General features: G+C 48.1%; 18 protein-coding genes. 7 read left to right on the top strand and 11 right to left on the bottom strand.

The window, feature by feature from the left end:
* Positions 1–110: 110 nt before the first annotated feature.
* From H8792_RS11425 to H8792_RS11405, 5 genes are all read right to left on the bottom strand, one after another.
* Positions 111–695 (bottom strand): hypothetical protein, encoded by a 585-nt coding sequence (locus tag H8792_RS11425; RefSeq protein ID WP_185979098.1) that lies wholly within the window; start codon positions 693–695, stop codon positions 111–113.
* Between the two features lie 98 nt (positions 696–793).
* Positions 794–2,749, bottom strand: coding sequence for an alpha-amylase family glycosyl hydrolase (locus H8792_RS11420; RefSeq protein ID WP_185979097.1), 1,956 nt, complete (start codon positions 2,747–2,749; stop codon positions 794–796).
* A 96-nt stretch (positions 2,750–2,845) separates the two neighbouring features.
* A complete protein-coding gene (locus tag H8792_RS11415; RefSeq protein ID WP_185979096.1) occupies positions 2,846–3,715 on the bottom strand; it encodes a carbohydrate kinase family protein in 870 nt (289 codons plus the stop codon).
* Positions 3,708–4,565: an HAD-IIB family hydrolase gene (locus tag H8792_RS11410; protein ID WP_228767107.1), complete on the bottom strand. Its 858-nt coding sequence runs from the start codon at positions 4,563–4,565 to the stop codon at positions 3,708–3,710. The genes H8792_RS11415 and H8792_RS11410 overlap by 8 nt, the downstream gene beginning before the upstream one ends.
* 2 nt (positions 4,566–4,567) lie before the next feature.
* Entirely contained in the window at positions 4,568–6,748 is a 2,181-nt protein-coding gene (locus H8792_RS11405; protein WP_185979100.1) for an HAD family hydrolase, read from the bottom strand.
* Positions 6,749–6,977: 229 nt separating this feature from the next.
* On the opposite strand from H8792_RS11405, the gene H8792_RS11400 reads away from it, so the two are divergent.
* Positions 6,978–7,853: an HDOD domain-containing protein gene (locus H8792_RS11400; RefSeq protein ID WP_185979094.1), complete on the top strand. Its 876-nt coding sequence runs from the start codon at positions 6,978–6,980 to the stop codon at positions 7,851–7,853.
* Positions 7,854–7,929: 76 nt separating this feature from the next.
* On the opposite strand, the gene ssb is transcribed toward H8792_RS11400, so the two are convergent.
* Together ssb and H8792_RS11390 are read right to left on the bottom strand one after the other, a co-directional pair.
* Positions 7,930–8,568, bottom strand: a complete 639-nt coding sequence (gene ssb, locus H8792_RS11395) for a single-stranded DNA-binding protein (protein ID WP_185979093.1) — start codon at positions 8,566–8,568, stop codon at positions 7,930–7,932.
* Positions 8,569–8,596: 28 nt separating this feature from the next.
* The gene (locus H8792_RS11390; protein WP_228767106.1) at positions 8,597–9,961 is read right to left on the bottom strand and encodes an MFS transporter; all 1,365 of its coding nucleotides are present in this window, start codon (positions 9,959–9,961) and stop codon (positions 8,597–8,599) included.
* Positions 9,962–10,166: 205 nt separating this feature from the next.
* Between H8792_RS11390 and H8792_RS11385 the strand changes: the two genes are divergently transcribed.
* The 6 genes from H8792_RS11385 to H8792_RS11360 all read left to right on the top strand — a co-directional run bounded on the left by H8792_RS11385 (position 10,167) and on the right by H8792_RS11360 (position 18,433).
* Positions 10,167–10,859, top strand: coding sequence for an SIMPL domain-containing protein (locus H8792_RS11385; RefSeq protein ID WP_185979091.1), 693 nt, complete (start codon positions 10,167–10,169; stop codon positions 10,857–10,859).
* 124 nt (positions 10,860–10,983) lie between these two features.
* Positions 10,984–13,794 (top strand): excinuclease ABC subunit UvrA, encoded by a 2,811-nt coding sequence (gene uvrA / locus H8792_RS11380; protein ID WP_185979090.1) that lies wholly within the window; start codon positions 10,984–10,986, stop codon positions 13,792–13,794.
* Between the two features lie 430 nt (positions 13,795–14,224).
* Positions 14,225–15,124, top strand: a complete 900-nt coding sequence (locus tag H8792_RS11375; RefSeq protein ID WP_185979089.1) for a glycosyltransferase family 2 protein — start codon at positions 14,225–14,227, stop codon at positions 15,122–15,124.
* A gap of 5 nt (positions 15,125–15,129) precedes the next feature.
* Positions 15,130–16,476 carry a hypothetical protein gene (locus tag H8792_RS11370; RefSeq protein WP_185979088.1) on the top strand — a complete coding sequence of 449 codons (1,347 nt, stop codon included), beginning with the start codon at positions 15,130–15,132 and terminating at the stop codon, positions 16,474–16,476.
* Between the two features lie 170 nt (positions 16,477–16,646).
* Positions 16,647–17,081, top strand: coding sequence for a c-type cytochrome (locus tag H8792_RS11365; protein WP_185979087.1), 435 nt, complete (start codon positions 16,647–16,649; stop codon positions 17,079–17,081).
* Between the two features lie 2 nt (positions 17,082–17,083).
* Positions 17,084–18,433, top strand: coding sequence for an FAD-dependent oxidoreductase (locus tag H8792_RS11360; protein ID WP_185979086.1), 1,350 nt, complete (start codon positions 17,084–17,086; stop codon positions 18,431–18,433).
* Positions 18,434–18,660: 227 nt separating this feature from the next.
* On the opposite strand, the gene H8792_RS11355 is transcribed toward H8792_RS11360, so the two are convergent.
* The 4 genes from H8792_RS11355 to H8792_RS11340 form a co-directional block, all read right to left on the bottom strand.
* A complete protein-coding gene (locus H8792_RS11355) occupies positions 18,661–19,887 on the bottom strand; it encodes an OmpA family protein (RefSeq protein WP_185979085.1) in 1,227 nt (408 codons plus the stop codon).
* 268 nt (positions 19,888–20,155) lie between these two features.
* Positions 20,156–20,833 (bottom strand): tRNA threonylcarbamoyladenosine dehydratase, encoded by a 678-nt coding sequence (locus H8792_RS11350; protein WP_228767105.1) that lies wholly within the window; start codon positions 20,831–20,833, stop codon positions 20,156–20,158.
* A gap of 70 nt (positions 20,834–20,903) precedes the next feature.
* Positions 20,904–21,248: a hypothetical protein gene (locus H8792_RS11345; protein ID WP_185979084.1), complete on the bottom strand. Its 345-nt coding sequence runs from the start codon at positions 21,246–21,248 to the stop codon at positions 20,904–20,906.
* A 106-nt stretch (positions 21,249–21,354) separates the two neighbouring features.
* Positions 21,355–21,714 (bottom strand): hypothetical protein, encoded by a 360-nt coding sequence (locus H8792_RS11340; protein WP_185979083.1) that lies wholly within the window; start codon positions 21,712–21,714, stop codon positions 21,355–21,357.
* Positions 21,715–22,252: the final 538 nt, after the last annotated feature.

Raw genomic sequence — 22,252 nt, 5'->3', positions numbered from 1 at the left:
GGCTGATTTGTTTTTAAAAACGATACACTTCTTCCAATGAGTGGAACCACAGTCGACCCAGCTTCATCAGGCCGGTACAAATTCCGTGGCAACTTAATTTAAATTTCAATTTACTCTGCATGACTGGCCTCCATTTCTCCCGGGTTATTTTGCATTTCAAATGCATCATCCCCGTTCAACTTACCCATCTTGTTTTTTGAGTTCTTCTTCGGCAGATATTTCTGTAAATCGAGATTATCGATTTTGGTTTTGCTCCAATCAATCCGTCGAATCAACCAGCGGATCATGAAACGGATAACATGACTCGAATACGGACTGGCATACAAGACTTCCGGCTGAGCCCGATAGCCGTGCAGGCGTTCAACTAAAATAATATCCTCATCGTCATCCGGGCGGATACGAATAAAACCACTCTCGGTATCATCGAAACTGGTACTGTAATAAATTCGCACCACACGATTCATGCTGAAAATCGCCTTCGACAAAATCGTCGACTCGCGCTTGCCGTTTACACCGACCGTAAACAGAAAAATATTCTGCGTCATCAAAGCGCGAAAAAAGCTATCAATATCACAGAAATTCACCGGTTCTTTCATCTGATGACTTTGAGCATAACGCTCTACTGCGTGACTGCGCGCTTTTAAGCGGTTGTAAAAATACTGCAGCGACGATTCGGCTGTCGGAGTGTTTTTCATCTTATCTACCTCTATATGCATGTAACGGCAGATGGCAGAAAACTGTAGAAAACTTTACCGACGAACCGTCTCCCTAAGGAAACCGTTCGGGCGAACGCTTAGATGGACGTCAACCAGTAGAAACTAAACCCCGGAACCACCAAAGTTCCGTTATAAGTTTCCGGCTGGCGGCGACTGTACAGATCCAGAAACTGGCAATCGCGGAATTGAGACAGAGGCATAACATCCGACAGAGCGAGCTTTTGCGGACTGCCGTTAAAATTAGCGACCACCAGTACCTGATCGTTGTACTTTTCCCGGTTATAACGATTGAAAACGAACAGGTTCGGATTGCCGACATCGATCAACTCACGGTTATTGAAATCGGCAAACGCCTCAACATCCTTACGCACGCTGATCATTTTCTTCAAGGCACTGAATATTTCATACTCGACCGTATCCGGCGTATTGCGCAGGTCGGCCTTTTGCCAATTGATATGCGGCCGATGCACCCAGCGGTTATCATCCATCTTGTTAAGATCTTCAAGATAGGAGTCATCGTTCACAGTACCGATTTCATCACCGTAATACAGCAGGGGAATCCCCCCGAAGGAGAGAATCATACTGTGCAGTAACAGGATAATTTTAACGGCATCTTTCTGCGCAGGCTGGTCATCGTTCTTGAGAGCGTATTCCAGACCGACCAATGAGGCGAGAGAACCGGAAATTCGCGCATCCCCGGTCTTAAAATTCTCCGCAAAGGGTAACCCTCGAGCATGGGAATGCTCGAACTTGCCGGTTAAATAATCGATCAGGAACTTGCGATGCGATTGCGGATTGTATTCGGCCTGCGCAATATCATAGTCGTCGAAGCCGAGACCGATATCATCGTGACAGCGTACATAGTTCAGCCAGGTGGCACGTTCGAGTTTAACCGGTAAACTCTTGATCCCTTGATTCAATAGCTTGGCATTTTTGGTCGCAACTGCGTCCCACAGCAGAGCCATGAAAGTTGCGTTATAGGCAATTTCACACTCCTTGGCAATCACCGCGTCTTCACCGAAATATTTCGTGACCTCCGACGGAGCCACAATTGCCTCGGCGATAAACAGTACCCCCGGTGCAGTTACCTGACAACAATCTTTCAACAACTGCAGAATCAGATGAGCTTCGTATTCGTTCTGACAGGTACTGCCGAGCTTTTTCCACAAAAACGCCACGGCATCCAGACGAAGAATATCCGCCCCCTGATTCGCCCAATACAGAATAACATCGAGCATTTCGATAAACACCGCCGGGTTATTGTAGTTCAGGTCCCACTGGTAATTATTGAATACCGTCATTACCCAGCGCTGCATTTCTTCATCCCAGGTAAAGTTACCCGGAGAGGTCTCCGGAAACACTTCCAGCATGCTCTCTTCAAACATATCGGGAATATTGCGGGTTTCGAAAGTATAGTAATAATCCTGATAGGTTGGATCGCCTTGCCGCGCCTTCTGCGCCCACTCGTGTTCGTCGGAGGTATGATTCAACACCACGTCCAATGCCAGCAAAATATCGCGCGTCCGCATGGATTCCGACAGGCTTTTTAAGTCATCCAATGAACCGATACGTTCGTCGATCATCCGGAAGTCACTGACCGCATAACCACCGTCACTACGCCCTTCAGGGCATTTCATAATTGGCATGATGTGCACCATATTCACTCCCAGTTCCTGGAAATAATGCAGATGTTCTTTCATCCCCTTCAAGTTGTCGGCAAAGCCGTTGGCATACAGTGCCATCCCGACCCATTTCTGACTGAGAAACCAGTTGTAGTCCTTTTCGCGGGCAATATCCAACTCTTTCAACTCATCCGGTCGCTTGATGTACTTGCGAGCCATCGTTTCAACCAGCCTCAACGCCTGCTTTTCAAAATCCGCGCGTTTACCGTACAGCTGCTCAAACAGGCCATGAATCGCGTAAAAATTCGCCCCCAGACGAGTATAAAAATGCCTTAGATCTTCCTCATAGATATCCGGTTTGATCTGATTCAGAATATCGTTCAAAAGCGAATGAGAAATTTGCTCGTACATAAGGTACCCCAGATTCGGTTAGCTAATTTGAGTCAAAAATATGTTAAAAAATGGCCGGAATTTCCGTAAAAGCCTGAATATTGAACCCTAAGCGATCTAGTCCGCCATACCGGCATAAAAATGCATGTCGTCACATGTTGCTCCGCGTAAACCGATTACCCGGCCGGCGAATGATTGAGCACGGAACAAGACCTCCTCAATCGGCCAGTTTTGAAGCAACCCGTGAATATACACCGCCGTAAACGCATCTCCCGCCCCGACGGTATCGACGAATTGATCAAGTGCCTGCGGTGTTTGCCGGTAAAACCCGTCCGGAGTCAAAACCGCAACCCCTTCTTCACCGAGTGTCACTATGACCTGCTCGCAAGCGAAACGTTTCCGGAAAGCCTGCATTGCCATCCGAACATCCGATTCTGCAAAGCCCAACTGATGCAACTCATCAATATTCAGCTTGGCCCATCTGACCCGCTCCAACCAAGTAAACAGAGCTTCTTTTGTCCACCACGGCGCCCGGAGATTCACATCCAGGAAAATGGCCCAATCTCCGGCTGAAACCATTCGATCGAACTGCTCGCGCGCATAATCACTTCGCAATGCCAAAGAACCGTGATAAAGAATTCCTCGCGGCTGTTCCAATATCACTTCTTCGCTGCATATGAAGTCGTAGGCGCTATCCGGGGTAATCTCGTAGTGCGGTTCATTATCGATCAACGCCACTTCGACCCTGCCAGTCGGATGAGATTGATCGATTTGGATATTTTCCGTCGCGATTCCCCAGTCAGCGGCTTTTTTTATGATCGCCGCTCCCAGAGAATCCTCACCAACCCGAGAAATGAATACCGGTTTATCTCCGAAAGCTTGCAGATGCCAACAGATATTAAAAGGAGCGCCGCCGAGAATTTGCTCTCCATTCGGAAAACAATCGAATAACACTTCTCCGAAAATAGTGATTCCCGACTCACTCATAGAATGCACTCCATTCTGTTAATATTTCTCTGCTATCTGGAAAATAATGGCCCACGCCCTGAAGAATTCCGGCGGAATAATTGCCTCGGTTAAGCTCATCATTCTTGGCCACAAAAAGCTGTTCCCGACAGCCGTTTTCCACAGCCAGCCTCTCAGCCTGAGATTTGATTTCGTCAGTCGCATTCGCTACCAGAACCGAAGGAACCGGGCTGGTCAACACCGGCAGGTCGTTACCGCTGTCGCCGGCAAATATAAGGCGCTCGGCATGAACACCCAACAGAGCGTGTAAGAATTCAATTGCATGCAGTTTGGTCGCATTTGCCGGCAAAACGTCCAGCAATCCCTGATGCCGGGTTTCATCAACACTCCAGATCAAACTACTGTCAATTTGCAGGGGCCGCAGCGCAGATTCTGCGGCGTTTAAATAGAAATCCGCCGAGGCAAAATCAAGATCGGCGTAATAGCTGACCTTATGGGTATTCTGTTTACTGCTTTCCTGCAATTTCAGACCCTCAATACCCGATAAATTTGTCACAATCTCTTCTCGGCTTACCTTTTTCCAGGCATTGCCAATCTCGGCCTCCCATTCGGCAAGCTCCGACCAGCGTCCATCGGAATTACGGTAAATTTTGCTACCGACATCGGTAATCGCATAGTTAGGGACAGGCAGATTAAATTCGGCTATCGCCTCTTCCAGTAGTGCGATATCCCGCCCGGTAACATACGCCAACGTTATTTCGGAAAGCGAGCAAAAATCGGTAAAACGGCGACGAGACGGAGGATATTCCGCTTGCAGACCGTTTGGAATCAACGTTCGATCCATATCGGTACAGAGTAGAATCGGCCTCATATTCATTCCTCCTCCTGCGGTGAACGACACTGTCCGAAAAAGTCGTAATATTCGAAAGCTTCCAGAATGCCCTTTTCATAACTGTTTTTTGCAAAATAGATACGATCCAGATCGGTCAACTGCGACAGTTCTTCATCGTGACGGTTTGCAACCACTACCGCCAGAGAGTTGCCGCGCATCATATCCTCGTCCGAACCGGAACCACCGGCCACCAGCACTCTTTCCAGAGGAATCTGCCAGCGATCGACGACATAGCGCAAAGCCATCCCCTTGGACGCTCTGATCGGCAGAATATCCAGGTATTGTCCAAAGGAAAACTGGACCGTAACCGTCTGCTCTTCCTGGTGCAGCTGACCGACCAGATCCTCCGGGTTGAGCTGGCGGGTATCGACCAGATAACTGATTTTAAAATGCGACTGCTCCGATTTCGCCTGCCGAGCCAAGCCAGGCACATCATCCAACAAAGATCGGACCTGATGCGGCGTCCAGTGGAAATCAATGTGTTTTTCCCAGGCTGTATCCTTGGTTAAATCCGGTGCGTAATGAATTTCCGTACCACTGCCGCTAATCAGCACATCCGGCTCGGGGATAGCATGATGTTTCAAAAGGCGCAACGCCGAATCGAGACGTCGTCCGGTGGCAATGATAAACAGCGTCGTTTTACGATTTTCCTTTAACAGGCGCAGCATTTCCTGCAACGCCTCGGGACTACCCATCAAATTCTGATCGAGACTGCTGACGAAAGCACGATCCTTATAGAGTTCGCTTCTGCGCGAAACCGGCCGTCTAGGGAGGCGTTCGGCCTGTTTAATAATTGGATAAATTTCTTGCAAATAGCGCTCGGCGTGCGCCTGCCATGAGTAGTGTTCTTTTACCCCTGTCAGCCCCTGCCGAACCATATCACGACGGGTTTGCGGCGAATCCAGCAAAGATTGCAATGCATCGGTAATGGTTCGCGGCTCCAAAGGATCGATCAGTAGCCCGTTGCGACAGTTGGCGATAATATCTCTCGGACCACCATCTTCGGTCGCGACAATCGGCACACCGGAAGCGGCAGCTTCAATCAAGGTTAACCCAAACGGCTCGGTCAATGCAGGATTGACGAACACACCGCCCGACGCCGCGGCTATGCGGTAGATCATCGGCACTTCATCCCGGCTGTGATGTTTGGGCAGAGCCACTTTGCCATACAGGTCGTAGCGATCGATCATCGCCCAAAGCTCGTGAAAAACCTGTCTCGCACCGGATTCCAGATCTTCGACATCATCACGATTGCCGGCAACAATCACCAGATTGGCTTTGTCTTGCAGCGATTGCGACAAGCCGAATGCCTCGATCAGAGAGGCAATATTTTTTCTCGTATCGGGACGGGACAGCGCCAGAATAATTGGCTTATCCGGCTCTTTGAGGTGAGCGATCAGTCGGGCAAACAGATTCGAATTCAATTCATTCCCGAGCGGAGGGGTAAAGTTATCCAGATTAACGCCTGGCGGCAGTACCCGCATCTGTTCCGGCTGATAGTAATCGTAAACTTCGTACTGCTCTTCGATTTCCTGATATGTGCTGGTAATCACGCGTTCCGACGATGCCAGAGTATGCTCTTCCGCATCGATACGACGAGACATGTTGTAGAGGGATTCGATCTCGTCATTATGCAAACCGCTGGCAATCAGTCTGGCACGTTTGACCCGCCCGAGAGAGTGGCCGGTATGAATCAGGGGAATCGACAACCAGTGAGTTAAGAGAGAACCGACATAGCCTGCATCCGCGTAATGGCTGTGCAGGATATCCGGGAAACAGTTTTGCCGGCGGAAATAGGCGGCCATGTTATCGGCAAATGCATCCAGATGATCCCATAACTGTTCTTTGGGAAGATATTCATCCGCTCCTGCTTCAATCCGCACGATCTGTAACTTGTCATTCAACTGCTCGTAATGCTCGGCATAATCCGACGAAACAGAATCATCACGCACGAGTCGGGTAAACAGTTCGACCTTTTTTACATCTGGTCTGACAGAGAGAGCCTGGGCCAGCTCGACGACATACAGGGTTTGACCTCCGGTGTCCGCATCTCTTCCCAGTTCGAGATCACGTCCCCGAATTAATCCATGAACACTGATCAGAGCGATATAGATTCCGTCCTCATCAGCAGAAGTATTGTTTTCCTTTGCTTGACTAGAGATAAGCGACCTTTGAGTTTTTGAAATGAATTGGCTGAACGCCAAAAAAGAACGTCTTCTTTATTAAGACTTTAACAACCTTTACGACAAATTTAAACCGCCCAACTTAATAATCAAGTTTGACGGTGAACGGCCGTTAATACCCGTTAAGCAGAAAAGTGCCCGCCAAGAAGCATATTAACAATCGGCAGGAGCATATAGCCAGTCTGCAATACGCTTGAGGAAACCGAATTTGAAAACCGATATCAAAACAGGCATGCATAATGCAGGGGAAATACTGAAATCGATTGAAACCAAAAGCCTCCCGATTGAAGTATTCGAACTGGAAGAAGCCATGCAGGCTGAAACTCCGAATATGGTCGAGATTGCCAATATCATCAGCAAGCATCCCGAACTGCTAGGCGAATTCCTCGCTATTACCAATCGAGTCTTACGGCGCGAGGAGGATGACTTGATTTTCGACGCCAGAGCCGCCGTTAACCTGCTGGGTCTTCAAGAAATCCGTCAACTGTTCCTGATGAGCTACCTGCAAAAGAACCTCCCTAAAGACGACAGTGACCGAAAGTTGATTATGCGTTCCAAGCGGGCGGCGATTGCCGCCTCCGAACTCTCCTACTGGATCAATGAACTACCGCGTTGTGAAACCTACCTGGTGGCCTTTCTACAAGATATCGGCGCGCTCTATCTGAGCCAGTTCGACGATGAATACATTGCAACTTTTTTGAATACTCAACTCACCGAACCCTTTATGGCTTACGACCGGGAACTAAATCATTACCAGACGGCACACACCTATCTCGGGAGCTTGATCTCGCGCAAATGGCATCTCGGAGATTTGCTGTGTAAAAGCATTTTGCTGCATCATACCAAGCAGCTGGAATCGCTTACCGAGTACGATGCCAGAGTTGCCAGTATGGTGGCATTGATCCAATTGTCGAACGGTCTGGTATTCAGAGAATTCTCCGATCATTACGAGACCCCGGAGTTGAAAGAATCGATCGCCCATGCTATCAGTTATCTGCAACTGCCGGAAAAAGCCATCGCCGCCGCTACCGCATCTCTCAAAAAATGGGGGCCTAACTGCTGTGAACATATGGCCAGCCATTAACCGGCTATTTTCTGACTTCTCTCTACAAAAAAGCCCCGATAAACGGGGCTTTTTTAACTAAACAACGACTCAAATCCTAGAAAGGTACATCATCGTCGTCGAAATCATTCGGCACATACGCCGGCGCTCTTTGCGGCTGACCACCCATCGGTTGCGGACTTGGCTGCTGAGCTCCACCGTAGCCACCCACATTATTTGGCGAACCCTGCATAGGGCGTGAAGGATTTTGCACCGGAGCACGATTCTGCATCGGTTGTTGATAACCGCCGCCTTGGTAATTGTTCTGCGGTGCAGACATATTATTTTGCATCGGCTGCTGAGGCATCCCCTGGTTGTATGCGTTATCGAAAGCCGCATCGCCTTGACGCTGGCCGCCGCCCAACATCTGCATATTGCTGTCGAAGCCGCTTAACACCACTTCGGTAGTGTAGCGATCCTGACCATTCTGATCCTGCCATTTACGCGTTTGCAGTTTGCCTTCCAGATAAACCTGAGAACCTTTTTTCAGATATTGTCCGGCAATTTCAGCCAGCTTTCCAAAAATCGCCACGCGGTGCCATTCGGTTTTCTGCTGCTTTTGCCCGGTGTTTTTATCGTTCCACTCTTCACTGGTGGCGACACTCAGGTTGGCAATCGCATTTCCGTTAGCCGCATATTTCACCTCTGGGTCCTGCCCAAGGGTTCCGACTAAAATGACTTTATTTACACCACGCATACTTTACTCTCTTCTCATCCAAATAAGTTTAAGCTCTAGACTGTTCAATATAATCGATTAGGGCTTCTTCATCGACTACTTTTCGATCAACTTTAAAATAAGCTCGCTGTTCATCGCTGCGAATTACGGCTTCATACACGCCGTCATAAGCCATTAATTTTGCTTGCAATTCAGCCACTTCTTCATCAGTCACTTCACCGACTGGAACCGACGCGATACTCAACGGCATCGGCTTTTCCATCGTAGCGGCGGCCAATAGCCACAGAACGCCCAGAACAGTCGTCAAAACGAAAACGCCATTATAACCGTAATGGTGATAAAAGTAGCCACCCAGAGCACCACCGATGGCGGCACCGATAAACTGACTGGTCGAATAAACGCCACTGGCAGTACCCTTTTTATCCGCCGGCGACTGTTTCACCACCAGCGACGGCAAAGATGCTTCCAGCAGATTAAACGCGGTAAAGAAAATCAGCAAAATGAAAAACAGCGACCAGAAACCGGCTTGGGTTTCAATCATCAGAATCTGCACGACGGTAATCACCGCAATCGCGCCGACGAAGACCTGTTTCATGCGCCCGCGACTTTCCGCCTGGATGATGAACGGCACCATCAGAACAAACGACAGCAACATCACCGGCAGATAGATATGCCAATGCTGCAAGCTATCCAGACCGGCAGAGTCGCGTAAAATCAACGGCATCACCACAAACATCGCGGTCAAAATCGCGTGCAAGGCAAAAACACCGAGATCGAGTCTTAGCAGCTGAGGATGGCTGAGAATCGCTTTAAATTGAGACGGATCGGCTTCGGCTTCACGCTGGAAACTTTGTCGTTCGATTTTCGGCATGGCAAACAGCACCAGCACCATCCCAATCAAAGCCAGTAGCGCGATCACCCAAAAAATCCCGCGCACGCCAAACCAGGCCGCCAGAATCGGCCCGGCCACCAGCGATAAAGTGAACGACAAACCGATGGTCATACCGACAATCGACATGGCGCGCAAACGGTATTTTTCCGTCACCAGATCGGCCACCGAAGCCATCAGGACGGCGGCAATCGCCCCCATTCCCTGAATCGCCCGGCCGATAATCATCATTTCGATTGAATCCGCCATGGCGCAGATAATCGAACCGAGCATAAAAATAAACATCCCGAACAGGATCAGAGGCTTGCGCCCGAAGCGATCCGACAACATACCATATGGAATCTGCAATAACGCTTGAGTCAGACCATAAATACCGATGGCAATCCCGATCTGGGTTCCGGTCACCGCATCGAATTCGCTCTGGGCGAACAAGGCAAACACCGGGAAAATCATAAACAGACCCAACATACGGGTCGAGAAAATACCGGCAATCGAAAACGCGGCTCGTCTCTCTAGCGGACTCATGGAATTCGGCTCTGGAATAGACATTGAGGGAGGACCTTTTAAACTGCTTTTATGCGCTTAGACCAGGTTTCACAGCCTTGCGCCGGGTTCGAAATTATAGGAAGCGTGAAATTATACCACCCCCTAAAAACGGATCGTTATAATTCTGATAGAAACACTGAGCTTTAACCAGCCCTCGCCCCTCAACCTCAAGGAGTATTCAATAATGTCAAAGCCGTTTCCACTCATCGCTCTTGCATTATCCTTATCCCTGTTCGCCGCCCAGTCGGTCAAAGCCGAAGATGAAACTCCGGCCAATCAGGTTCATTTTCAAGTCAGTCTGAGCCAGACGGTAGACAATGACCGTTTGGATGTTTCTTTTTATAAACTGGTACAGGCCCCAAGTCCTCAGGAAGTCACGAAGCAGATCGATCAAGCAATGCATCAAGCATTAAAGGCGATCGATTTGAAGAGCGATGACTATGTCGTGCAGACCGGACAATACAGTCTCAACCCGAATTACGACAAAAACCGCATTATCTCTCATTGGCAAGGTCGCCAACAGCTGAACATTCATTTCAAAAACCCTGCGCAGGCTACACAGATTATTTCCAAATTGACGCCTTACCTGAGCTACTCGTCGATGCAATTTTCCGCTTCCGAGCAAACCCGCCGCCAGGCGCAAGACGCTTTGCTGAAAGACGCCATTCAGGCTTTCCGCCACAAGGCTCAATGGATCAGCGAGCAGTTTGCCGCCGAGCATTACCGGATTGTCGAAACCAATATCAACACTCCAAGTCGCGCTCCGGTATACGCCTATGCGCGCGTAGCTATGGAAAAAGCCGACTCGGCACCGGCACTTGCTGCCGGCGAGAGTCAGATTCAAGTGCAGATCAACGGTAAACTTGAACTCTATTAAGCACTTAGCGAAGCGACCATGTCTTTCTTCAGACGGATTTAAACCTCTCTAACAAAGGGGTTTAAATCGATAAAATTGGTATAATGCCTGTTTTACTCAAGTTAGCTCGAAGTGAAGCACAGGCATGCTGGAAGAAATCGTAATCCGCGGGGCGCGAACCCATAACCTAAAAAATATCGACGTCACCCTTCCTCGGGACAAACTGATCGTAATTACCGGCTTATCCGGTTCAGGAAAATCCTCGCTGGCTTTCGACACCATCTACGCGGAAGGCCAAAGACGCTATGTCGAATCACTGTCCGCCTATGCCCGCCAGTTTCTTTCGGTGATGGAAAAACCGGATGTCGACCATATCGAAGGCTTGTCCCCGGCGATCTCTATCGAGCAGAAATCCACTTCGCACAACCCGCGTTCCACCGTCGGAACCGTCACCGAAATCTACGACTATCTGCGCCTGCTGTTTGCCCGCGTCGGTACGCCTCGCTGTCCGACTCACGGCTGTGATCTGGAAGCGCAAACCGTCAGCCAGATGGTAGACCGTACATTGGAACTTGATGAAGGCACCAAATGCCTGTTGCTGGCGCCGGTGGTACGCGGCAAAAAAGGCGAACATCATACCTTGCTTGACGAACTACAGGCGCAAGGTTTTATCCGCGCGCGAATCGACGGCGAAGTCCGTGAACTGGACGGTACGATCCAGCTGGATAAAAACAAAAAACACAATATTGAAGTCATCGTCGACCGTTTCAAAATTCGCTACGACATCAAACAGCGCCTGGCGGAATCTTTTGAAACCGCGTTACGCCTGGCGGATGGTCTGGCACAAGTGATGCCGATGGACGAAGACGACGATTTCGAACTACTGTTTTCGGAAAAATTCGCCTGCCCGCATTGCGGTTATGCGGTCTCCGAGCTGGAACCGCGCATCTTCTCCTTCAACAATCCGCACGGCGCCTGCCCAAGCTGCGACGGCCTCGGCATAAAAGACAGCTTCGAAGCACAACGTGTCATTACCCACCCGGAGCTCAGTCTAGCCGGTGGCGCCATTCGTGGTTGGGATCGCCGTCATAAATACTATTACGATCTGCTGAAAGCGGTCGCCGACTTCTACGAGTTCGATATCGAAACCCCTTGGCAAGAGTTGAACAAAGACGTACAGAACGTGATTTTGTTCGGCTCCGGACGTAAAAAAATTCCGTTACCGCACGGCAAGTACAGCGATACCCGCCGCTTTGAAGGCGTCATTCCGAATATGGAACGCCGCTTTGCGGAAACCGAAAGCAAGGCGGTGCGCGACGAACTGGAAAAATACCGTGTCACCAAACCTTGTGAAAGTTGCCACGGCACACGCCTGAACGAAGTGGCGCGCAATGTCTTTATCAACGACTATACTCTGCCATCTCTGACCGATCTGCCGGTCGGCGATCTGCACGATATCTTCGACACCCTGAAACTCAGCGGAACCAAAGGCGAAATCGCCGCCAAGATCGTAAAAGAAATCCACGACCGCTTAAGCTTCCTGGTCAATGTCGGTTTGAACTACCTGACTCTGGGTCGCAGCGCCGATACCCTATCCGGCGGTGAAGCCCAACGTATCCGCCTCGCTTCGCAAATCGGAGCCGGTCTGGTCGGCGTGATGTATGTGCTCGACGAGCCGTCGATCGGTCTGCATCAGCGCGATAACGACCGCCTGCTTTCAACTTTGACTCACCTGCGCGATCTCGGTAATACCGTCATTGTCGTCGAACACGACGAAGACGCTATCCGTGCCGCCGATTACGTCCTGGATATAGGACCGGGTGCCGGTGTACACGGCGGTCGTATTATGGCGCAAGGCACACCGCAGCAGATCATGGATAACCCGCAATCCCTGACCGGACAATACTTAAAAGGGACTCAGAGCATTGAAGTGCCGCAAAACCGACTGCAACCGCAAGGCGAGAAATGGCTGACGATTGAAGGCGCCCACGGTAATAACCTCAAAGACGTCACCTTAAACATTCCGGCCGGATTGCTAACCTGCGTGACCGGTGTATCCGGTTCCGGTAAATCGACTTTGATCAACGGCACCCTATCGAAACTGGCCGCTAACCAACTCAATGGAGCCATGCACTTACCGGCGCCTTATAAAGCGCTGCACGGCATGGAGCATTTCGATAAATCGGTCAATATCGACCAGAGTGCCATCGGCCGTACGCCACGCTCCAACCCGGCGACCTACACCGGACTGTTCACGCCGATTCGCGAACTGCTGGCAGCCACGCCGGAAGCGCGCACCCGCGGCTATACACCGGGACGTTTCAGCTTTAACGTCAAAGGCGGTCGTTGTGAGGCCTGCCAGGGCGATGGGGTTCTAAAGGTCGAGATGCACTTCCTGCCGGATATCTATGTACCCTGCGACGTCTGCGAAGGGCAACGCTATAACCGCGAGACCCTGCAGGTGCATTACAAAGGCAAAAATATCCACGAAATTCTCGAAATGACCGTCGAGGACGCCCGCGCCTTTTTCGATGCCATCCCGGTCATTGCCCGTAAACTGCAAACCTTGATGGATGTCGGACTGGGATATATCCGTCTTGGACAGAGCGCGACCACTTTATCAGGCGGTGAAGCGCAACGTGTCAAACTGGCCAAAGAGCTGTCGAAACGCGATACCGGCAATACGTTGTATATTCTCGATGAGCCGACTACCGGTCTGCATTTCCACGATATCGAATTGCTGCTGAAAGTGATTAACCAGCTGCGCGATCAAGGCAATACCATCGTCATTATCGAACATAATCTTGACGTGATTAAAACCGCCGACTGGCTGGTCGACCTCGGTCCGGAAGGAGGTTCCGGCGGCGGGCAGATCATCGCCACCGGCACACCGGAAGAAGTTGCTGCCAACCCGCTATCGCACACCGGCCGCTATTTGAAAAAACTGCTGGCTTAACAGCCACTAAAAAGCACTGCAAAGCTCCCGTTCATCGGGAGCAAATACATTCTTGCTATATGCGCCTTTTCCGCAAATTTCCAACGAATACATATCTTTCAATATCCCTCTTAAGATTACCCATACCTTGCCGTAAACGTTACTAACGATGTTTAAAGACTTTCTACAGCCAGCAGCAAAACATCAAAGTTCAGGCAAATACACTAAGGTAATTTTGAAATCTATCCGGCCGGTATTTGTAGTAGAGTAATACAAGCTGATTCAGCCAATTTTCGCAAGCTTACGTTTTGAGCTCAGTCGAAGATTTGGCGAATGGCTTCCCGATAGTGAAACAAGGTTATGTTTGCATTGAATCCGGCACTACAGCAACGAAAAGAGGCGTACGGCAGCCCCCGGTTCGGTTACCCCTATTTCTGCTCCAAGCATCGCGGTGGTTATCCCCTGCCTGAATGAAGCGGCCACTATTGCCAAGGTGGTTACCTCCGTGCGCAACGTTCTACCGGAAAGCCGAATCTACGTTTACGATAACGGCTCCAGCGATCACACCTGCGACCTTGCCGCATCGGCCGGGGCTATCGTTCGCCACGAACAAAGACGCGGTAAAGGCCGCGCGCTGAAAAAAGCCTTTGGTGAAATCAGTGCCGACATTTTTATTACCATAGACGGCGACGATACTTACGATGTCGGCGTCTTGCCGGAAATGATCCGCCGCCTGCAGCACGACCACTTGGAAATGGTCGTCGGTGATCGCTTGCAGGATAAATCCAGTCACACCCGCGCCGGCCACTACTTCGGCAACCGCCTGTTTTCCAGAATGATCTCGACGCTTTTCGACATGCAGGTGGAAGATCCTTTTTCCGGCTTACGCGTAATGAGTTCGCGCTTTGTGAAAAGCTTTCCATCGGTCGCTTCCGGCTTTGAGGTGGAAACCGAATTAACCGTACATGCTTTCGACCTTGGCGCCCCTTTTACGGAAATGCCGGTCGATTATCGCTTGAGACCGGAAGACTCACATTCAAAACTGAATACCTTCCGCGACGGCTCAAAAATCTTGTTTAAACTGATCTGGTTGTACCAATTGAAAAAACCGTTGCAGTTCTACGGCTACGCCAGTCTGTTTCTACTGCTGCTTTCACTGGTCACTTTCGCGATTCCATTGAGCGAATTCATTATGACCGGCGCGGTCAAACACTTCCCGACACTGATCGTCAGTATGGGCGGCTTCGTCTTGACGTTGCTCACCTTCGCCATCGGAGTGATTTCCGAAAACATCAACAGCCACAGCCGGGAGATCAAACGTTTTATTTTCCGCACGACCGAACGGAATTAGCATCAGTGTTGAAGCGGCTAAAACAGAAAGCGCAAGACGACTGGTCACTCTTTCTCGGTAACTACTGGATCGGCCGCAAACCTTTTTATACTCCGGACGATCCGCAGTGGTCGCAACAAAGTATTTCATTCCCCTTCGTCTGGCTGATTCTGGTCGGCATCGCCCTGCTATTCTCTCCGATGCCGTCGGACGATCTGCTACGCCATGTACACGCCTGGCAATACGACTACGATTATCGTCAGATGTTCGACGGCTATCCTTATCACTTCGATGCCTGGTTCGGATTCGACTGGGCTGTCGGCCAGCTTTACCAATACTTCGGCGACTTCGCGATTAAAATCGTGCAAGCAACCTCAATCGGCCTTCTTGCCCTGGTTATCTACCTGAATTTGCGTGGCGTCCACAGAGATGCCCGGATTCTTGTCGTTCTGATAGTTATCTGGCTGGTCGGCTCACGTTTTTTACTGGCTAGGCCGACCACTTTTGAAACTGTGCTGATGTTCCTGGCGATTGCCTTAACCTACTACCCGATCAAACCTAAATGGGACCGCCTCATTCATCTGACTCTCGGATGCCTGATGGTCAGCTTCTACCACCTGTTTTTTATCTATCTGATTCCGCTGCTGATCTGGCGCCGAATCTATCTGCTTCCCATGCTGCTTGGTTTGGCCGGTTGGCAGTGGCTGACCGGGGGACAGTATTTTCAGGAAGTGGTCGATATTTTCAATTTCGGTGAGATGCGCATTCCCGGCATTAAAGTCAGCGAAAACGAATTCGCCCTACCTCTGGCACTGCTGTTTATCGGATTTTTGGTTTTGTTCGTATACAAGTGGCAACGCTCAGACAGACAATGGGCACTAACCGCTGCATGGTTCACCTTACCGATGCAAATCCGCTATGTCGTAGATAATCTGGTTCCCATCATCGCTATCCTGCTCGCCCGTCACTGGCCTGTGCGCCCCCACCCTTTTTTGCTGTTATTTATGCTCATTATGGTGAAGACGGCTATCGGCGGCGCAGGGTTTTATTTCGCTGATAAGGACACACAGAAACAGCCGACCTATTTTTCTGAAAATGAACATGTCATGGCGCAAAACCTCGGCGTAAATTTCTGGGTAATCAATCAGGGCGCCGCACAACATATTAAGGTCGCACCAGCAATGGAAATCGGCTTTTCCAACAAAGACGTGCAGCAGGCTGTTCTTGATAAAACCGTCACTTGCGAGTTTCTGCATAAATACCAATTCGATAAATACGTTGAAAACTCCGCTGTCGACTTACCGCTTACCTGTCTCAAACTGCAAACCTCCACTCCTGAAGGTTACAAAATCTGGCAAGTTCATTACGAATAAAAATGAAGCCATTTGAATTCCGGTAACCAATTGCTTTTGACGTCACCTACCCAAAAACTCTCTCTTCTTGAAGACTCACCAATATTATTGACGGGCATCAAGAGCCTGTGAATTTTTACGCATAAAATAAATACTATCAGCGAACAAACGAGTCACAGAGTATGAAGCTTATGCACAAAAATAACCATCGGAAATGGTATAGACCTGCTGGTATGGCAATGATCAGTCTAGCGGGTAGTTTATTGTTAACAGGGTGTTTTGATTCATCCAGTCAGGATAATGAAATTAATAGTGGGATTTACTTTGATATTTCCACCGTGGATTACAGTGCAGTCACGGTTGATGCAAGTGCAGCGGACTTAGCACCTGGAGCACGACTGTTGGCTTCTCAGTGCGCTGAATGCCACGGAACCTACGGTGTCGCAGTCAGAGACTGGCCGGACTTGTGGGGATCGGGACGCCAGATCAGCAACTGGATGAAACTGTATCAGGACCTGAATTATGAGGACAATATGATGCATGTACACGCACTTGGCTATACGGAAGACGAGGTTAATCTGCTAAAAACCTATTATCCAAAAATTGAATATTCCGGAGCGCAATGAGCATGAGAAAATCGACTATAGATCTGGAAATTAGACATGCGATGTGGTCACGTCGCCGTTTCTTGAAAACCGGGGCCGGAATTTTGGCAGGGATGGCGGGGTTGAACGCTTTACCGATCCAAGCCGCCGCAGATCCTCATAAAATTGTCGTGGTCGGCGGAGGCTTTGGCGGTGCAACCGCAGCTAAATATTTTAAACTTTGGGCCCGTGAATCCGGCTTGGATGTTGACGTCACCCTGATAGATCCTAATGCAAATTACAGCTCTCCGATTCTGAGCGGTATGGTCGTTACCCGACAGCTGGAAATCGACCGTTTGGATTTTAGTTTCGACCGCTTGCGAGATGTGCACAACGTCAACCTGCTTCAAGACAGCGTAACAGCGATAGATTCAGCCGGAAAAACCGTTACCTTATCCGATGGCACGACCACTCTGCCGTATGATCGATTAATCCTCGCTCCCGGTATCAGCTTTATCGATGTTGAAGGTTGGGATAAAGACAAAATTCCTCACGGCTGGAGCGGACGAGATCAGTTACAACTTCTTACGCAACAATTGGCCGACTTCCCAGAAGGAGGTACTTTTGTCCTTAAGGTTCCAGCTGCCCCTTATCGCTGCCCTCCCGGACCTTACGAACGGGCCAGTACGGTTGCCGATTACCTGCAAGTTCAGAATAAAAATGCCCGAGTAATCGTATTGGATGCGCAGGCCGATATCGCTATCGAATCAGAAACTTTCCACGACCTGTATGACGAATTCGGCGTGGAATACTATGGGAACATTCAAGTCCAAAGAGTCAATTCCGGTGATGATGAAGGGAACGGAAAATCCATCACTTATGTAACCCTGGAAAAAGATATCGATGGCAATGTCATCGGCCAAAGCAGCGAGCAAACGATAGAAGCCGATGTAATCAATTTGATCGGAGATCACAAAGCCGCAGATTTAATTTTTGAAGCCGGGCTGAACGATGGGAATTGGGCACCGGTAAACCCGCTTACTTACGAATCGACGATTTCCGGAAAAGAATTTATCCACATTTTAGGTGATTCTCAGGGTACGCCGATCGTCAAAGCCGGGCAAGCCGCCAACAATGAAGCCAAAGTGTGCGTAGATGCCATTTTGCGCATATTAGCAGGCGAAACGCCATATGGTTCACCGATTGTTACCGTGGGATGTTCAGCACCGGTCACGCAAACCAAAGTCAACTGGGCCGGAAATATCTGGCGTTACAATGCAGGAACTTTGCAGATGGAAAAATATGTCGGTAAATTTGCTCCGGAGCCATCGGAAGCCAACTGGCAACCCATGTTGCAATGGGCTCATAACCTGTTTGCGGATAGCTTTGGTTAGAGAATTTATTTTATCTCAACTCAGAAGCTACAGCTTTAATACACAAGCACGCTGAATCCGTCAAGGCTGCTGCCAACTTGTGGTCTTGATTTTAAAGAATGGCGCGCAGACAGCTCGCCATTTCTTCCTCTATCATCCGACTTTATCTAAAAAAGACCTTTTAAATAGCAAAAAAGCCGGTCATTGCTGAACCAGCTTTTTTCACCTTTGGTCAACCTGACAATGGATCAAAGTTTGATAAATTCAACCCGACGATTGTTCGCCTTACCTTCAGGGGTAGCGTTATTATCCAGCGGCTTACTTTCACCACGCCCTTTCGCTTGTAGACGATCAGCACTGATTCCCATCGAAATCAAACGTTGCATCACCGCTTCGGAACGCGCTTGTGAAAGTTTCATATTATTTTTTTCACTGCCATCACTATCGGTATGCCCTTCAACCCGGAATTTCAACTCAGGATGCTTTTTCATTAGAGAGTAGATTTTATTGATCGGACCGCTGCTTTCCGGTTTTAACGTCGCCTTATTCACATCAAAACGAATACCATTAACAATTATTTTTCCGTCTTGTAATACGCGGTTGTAATATTTCACACCACCTTTTGCTATGCGGATGTTTTTGATAAATCTTTGTGCATTAGAAGTGTTCTCGCCTCCGATAGATATCCCACTTGGATTCGCTTCATAATGAGGGATATTGATTAAACGCGTATCATCCATATAAGCTTTCATTTTGCCTTTGGTGAAGGCGATAGATATATGTCTCCAGCCACCATTCTGATCCCAATTTCCCTTTTTCTTACCTGGATAAGTTTTATCGGAGTCCCCTAAATTTAAACTGTTTACATAAATTGTCAGAGTTTTGTTATTTCCATATCTTTGATTCTTTTTATCATAGAAATACACATAATAACGTCCAGAATATTTGGGAGAAAAGAAAGCATCGAATTCTAAAGTGAACACATCCGGCAAATAATCTTGTTTGCTATTTTTCAGATAAGGAACGATTGTTCCCCCTTGCAAAAACATGATGACATTCGCGCCATCTACTTCACCGATCTCTACCGATCCCTCTTTTAGATCCCAACGAGATGGAAATTCGCCATTCTCTTCGTCGATACTCGGCCCATCTTCAAAAATCACCGTATCACCGGGAACGAAATCAAATTTTGACCAACTCACTTTAGGGCTTGAAACTGGCTCATTACCCGCATCAGCATTATCAGAACCTTGTGGCTCAGACTGGCTATTTCCGGTAATCGAATCTTCAGCATTATCCAAAGTATCATCAATCGCTTGATCCGTTTTACGATCAACACGATTTTCTACCTCTTGCTGCACCTTATCCAAAACATTATCAAAAAAACCTGCTGAAGCGGTTTGTGGCAGAGCGAGAATAAAGGCTGCCACCAACGAAAGTTTATGTATTTCTTTCAACTGACTTAAATGCATCATAAATTTCCCCTTAGTCTTTAACAGCTTTCTCATTCGGCAGATAAAAACCAACCCACCACTAACCACAATAGTCACTATCAGGCGTGTAATCGAATTTACTTAGAAAGCTATAAATTATGTAAAACGTTATACGCAATATAAAACCAAGACAGGGCGGACAAAAGACTAGATGCCAGTAAAATAGCCAAAAATTAAGGCAGATCAAAAAATCGTTGCTTTCTCAACGAATGAATAAATAAAAATAGTGCACAAGCCAAACGAAAATTTATCAAGTCGCGATATCAGAAACCACATATCCCGCCAACATTAATCCGAATATACCGGGCATATAGCTGGCAGTACCATTGACGACTCGACCGCGAGCGCCTTCAATAGATTCCATCGGACCTGGGGCTTTGGGGATTTCGCTTGAGAAGACCGCCATAACGCCTTTATTGATTCGTTGCTTTTTAAGGCGTTGGCGCATATTTCTGGCAAGCGCGCATCCGTGGGTTTTGGAAATGTCGGCAAGTTGGATTTTGGAGGGATCAATACGTCTACCGGCACCCATACTGGAAACCACTTTTAGCCCCATCTGCTTGGCGGTAGCGACTAAAGCGACCTTACAGTTCAGACTATCAATCGCATCGACCACATAATCGTAGCCGGGTGCAAGTATTGTCTCCATATCATCGGGACGGATAAATTGCTTGCTGATAATAACTTCACAGTCTGGATTGATATCGGCAATGCGCTCTGCCATTACCTCCGCCTTATTGCGGCCCATCGTGCTGTTCAAAGCGATAATCTGGCGATTCTTATTGGATGCATTCACGTTGTCGTGATCGATTAAAGTCAGCTTGCCGATCCCTGCCCTTGCCAAGGCTTCGCAAACAAAGCCGCCGACTCCGGCAACCAGGACATGCGCATTCTGTAATTGCTTTATCCCCTGCTCTTCAAAAACCAATAAGCTGCGTTCGAACAGTGAAAAGAAGGAGAAGAGCCAAACAAATACGGTTTTGCTCTATCCTCAATTGTTATTTGAATTCAATATTTCTAACCACTTCTTGACCGGCAATGCAGTTCGCGCTCGGATTTCCGCTCAGCTTAACCTCTTTGCCGGTCATATAACTGGTTAACAACAAGGAATACTGTGCTTTAGCAGCTTCGTTATTGAGGTTGATAACCCAGTCGCCAGTAGTTGAGCAAAAATCATTTTGAATTGTGCCTGACAAAGAAACACGAACCCGTTGCGAAATCGCCGACGAATCCTGAGAATTGTGGACAACTAGCTGTGTTATTTTGCCTTCCTCAGTGGCATTTTGGCAAAGTGCGACGTTCGGCATGATTAATGCGGCTGCAATAAAAAAATTTTTTACCATCTGTATTCCTTCACTAACATCTCTGGGAATTCATTAATTGACTATCACGCCAACAAAGCATTAAAAGGACAGTGTAGTTAAATCAAGTTCGAACAAATTGATAAATTTACTCAAGGAACCGAACTAAACCAAAGTCCCACGAAGTAGATCTTAAAGTGCACTTGCCCAAATGCCACATTTCAATTTTTTTATGCGTAGATTTTGCTGTTAAAGCCATCGACATTACTGAGCTGTATAGCGGATGATCTGTAGAAATTGCTATTCTTCTGGCTCCACTACCACAGGCAGGCTGCAACTGAGGCGAATCGATATGAATATTCGCAAGACCCACATCATTTGCATCGTAGGTTGTATAATTTTTGCTAAATAGCCAAATATCCGTTACGTATCCTTGAACTTTCACAACTTCCGCTTTGACAGAAAAAGACAAAAGACCAAAAACTATTAGAAAAAGTAGCTGCTTCATTAAATACCTCTTTAATTTATAACGGGCTACGTCGGAACTAAGAATTATTATGCAATCCCATATCTATTTATTACTCATTCTCTCAATATCCAAAGCTTCCACCTGAGGTTAGTACTTTTTTAGATTTTTGAATCTTGCAGATCATTTACTTTCGTTTGATTACACCAATTCATCTAATCTTGAGGCGACACAAACAAGTTTCTCCATATCAAGATAAAATCCGAAGTATGTTTTTCAGGTGTTTATATTATCGAAGCCAACACAATCCAGTTAGTAAAAATAAGTATCAATATGAACAATATACTGCATTTTAACAGTTGAGTCTCAAGCAAGTTGATCAATGTCTTGATGGAATTGTTGCCGGAATTCGGTAAAAACGAAGGGATTGCTGTTTCATTGAACAATTAGTAAGGTGAGTTCAATTTCAAAGCGCAACACTTAAAGTAAAAAGCCATCTAAGGCAATTCTGTTAATTTAGTTTTACCACAAACAAAAATGACAGAGACCCTAAATGACTTATATACATTTAACCCCACAT

It is taken from the genome of Thiomicrorhabdus heinhorstiae (assembly GCF_013391765.2).
Classification (GTDB): domain Bacteria; phylum Pseudomonadota; class Gammaproteobacteria; order Thiomicrospirales; family Thiomicrospiraceae; genus Thiomicrorhabdus; species Thiomicrorhabdus heinhorstiae.
Note: the sequence above shows the minus strand (reverse complement) of the source record. Positions and strands in the feature narration are given on the sequence as shown.

Excerpts from the sequence above, each read along its gene's own strand:
- H8792_RS11385 (WP_185979091.1), top strand. The coding sequence starts at position 10,167 with ATGTCAAAGCCGTTTCCACTCATCGCTCTTGCATTATCCTTATCCCTG.
- H8792_RS11365 (WP_185979087.1), top strand. The coding sequence starts at position 16,647 with ATGCACAAAAATAACCATCGGAAATGGTATAGACCTGCTGGTATGGCA.
- H8792_RS11390 (WP_228767106.1), bottom strand. The coding sequence starts at position 9,961 with ATGAGTCCGCTAGAGAGACGAGCCGCGTTTTCGATTGCCGGTATTTTC.
- H8792_RS11340 (WP_185979083.1), bottom strand. The coding sequence starts at position 21,714 with ATGAAGCAGCTACTTTTTCTAATAGTTTTTGGTCTTTTGTCTTTTTCT.
- H8792_RS11355 (WP_185979085.1), bottom strand. The coding sequence starts at position 19,887 with ATGATGCATTTAAGTCAGTTGAAAGAAATACATAAACTTTCGTTGGTG.
- H8792_RS11420 (WP_185979097.1), bottom strand. The coding sequence starts at position 2,749 with ATGTACGAGCAAATTTCTCATTCGCTTTTGAACGATATTCTGAATCAG.
- H8792_RS11425 (WP_185979098.1), bottom strand. The coding sequence starts at position 695 with ATGAAAAACACTCCGACAGCCGAATCGTCGCTGCAGTATTTTTACAAC.
- H8792_RS11410 (WP_228767107.1), bottom strand. The coding sequence starts at position 4,565 with ATGAGGCCGATTCTACTCTGTACCGATATGGATCGAACGTTGATTCCA.
- H8792_RS11360 (WP_185979086.1), top strand. The coding sequence starts at position 17,084 with ATGAGAAAATCGACTATAGATCTGGAAATTAGACATGCGATGTGGTCA.
- H8792_RS11415 (WP_185979096.1), bottom strand. The coding sequence starts at position 3,715 with ATGAGTGAGTCGGGAATCACTATTTTCGGAGAAGTGTTATTCGATTGT.
- ssb (WP_185979093.1), bottom strand. The coding sequence starts at position 8,568 with ATGCGTGGTGTAAATAAAGTCATTTTAGTCGGAACCCTTGGGCAGGAC.
- uvrA (WP_185979090.1), top strand. The coding sequence starts at position 10,984 with ATGCTGGAAGAAATCGTAATCCGCGGGGCGCGAACCCATAACCTAAAA.
- H8792_RS11345 (WP_185979084.1), bottom strand. The coding sequence starts at position 21,248 with ATGGTAAAAAATTTTTTTATTGCAGCCGCATTAATCATGCCGAACGTC.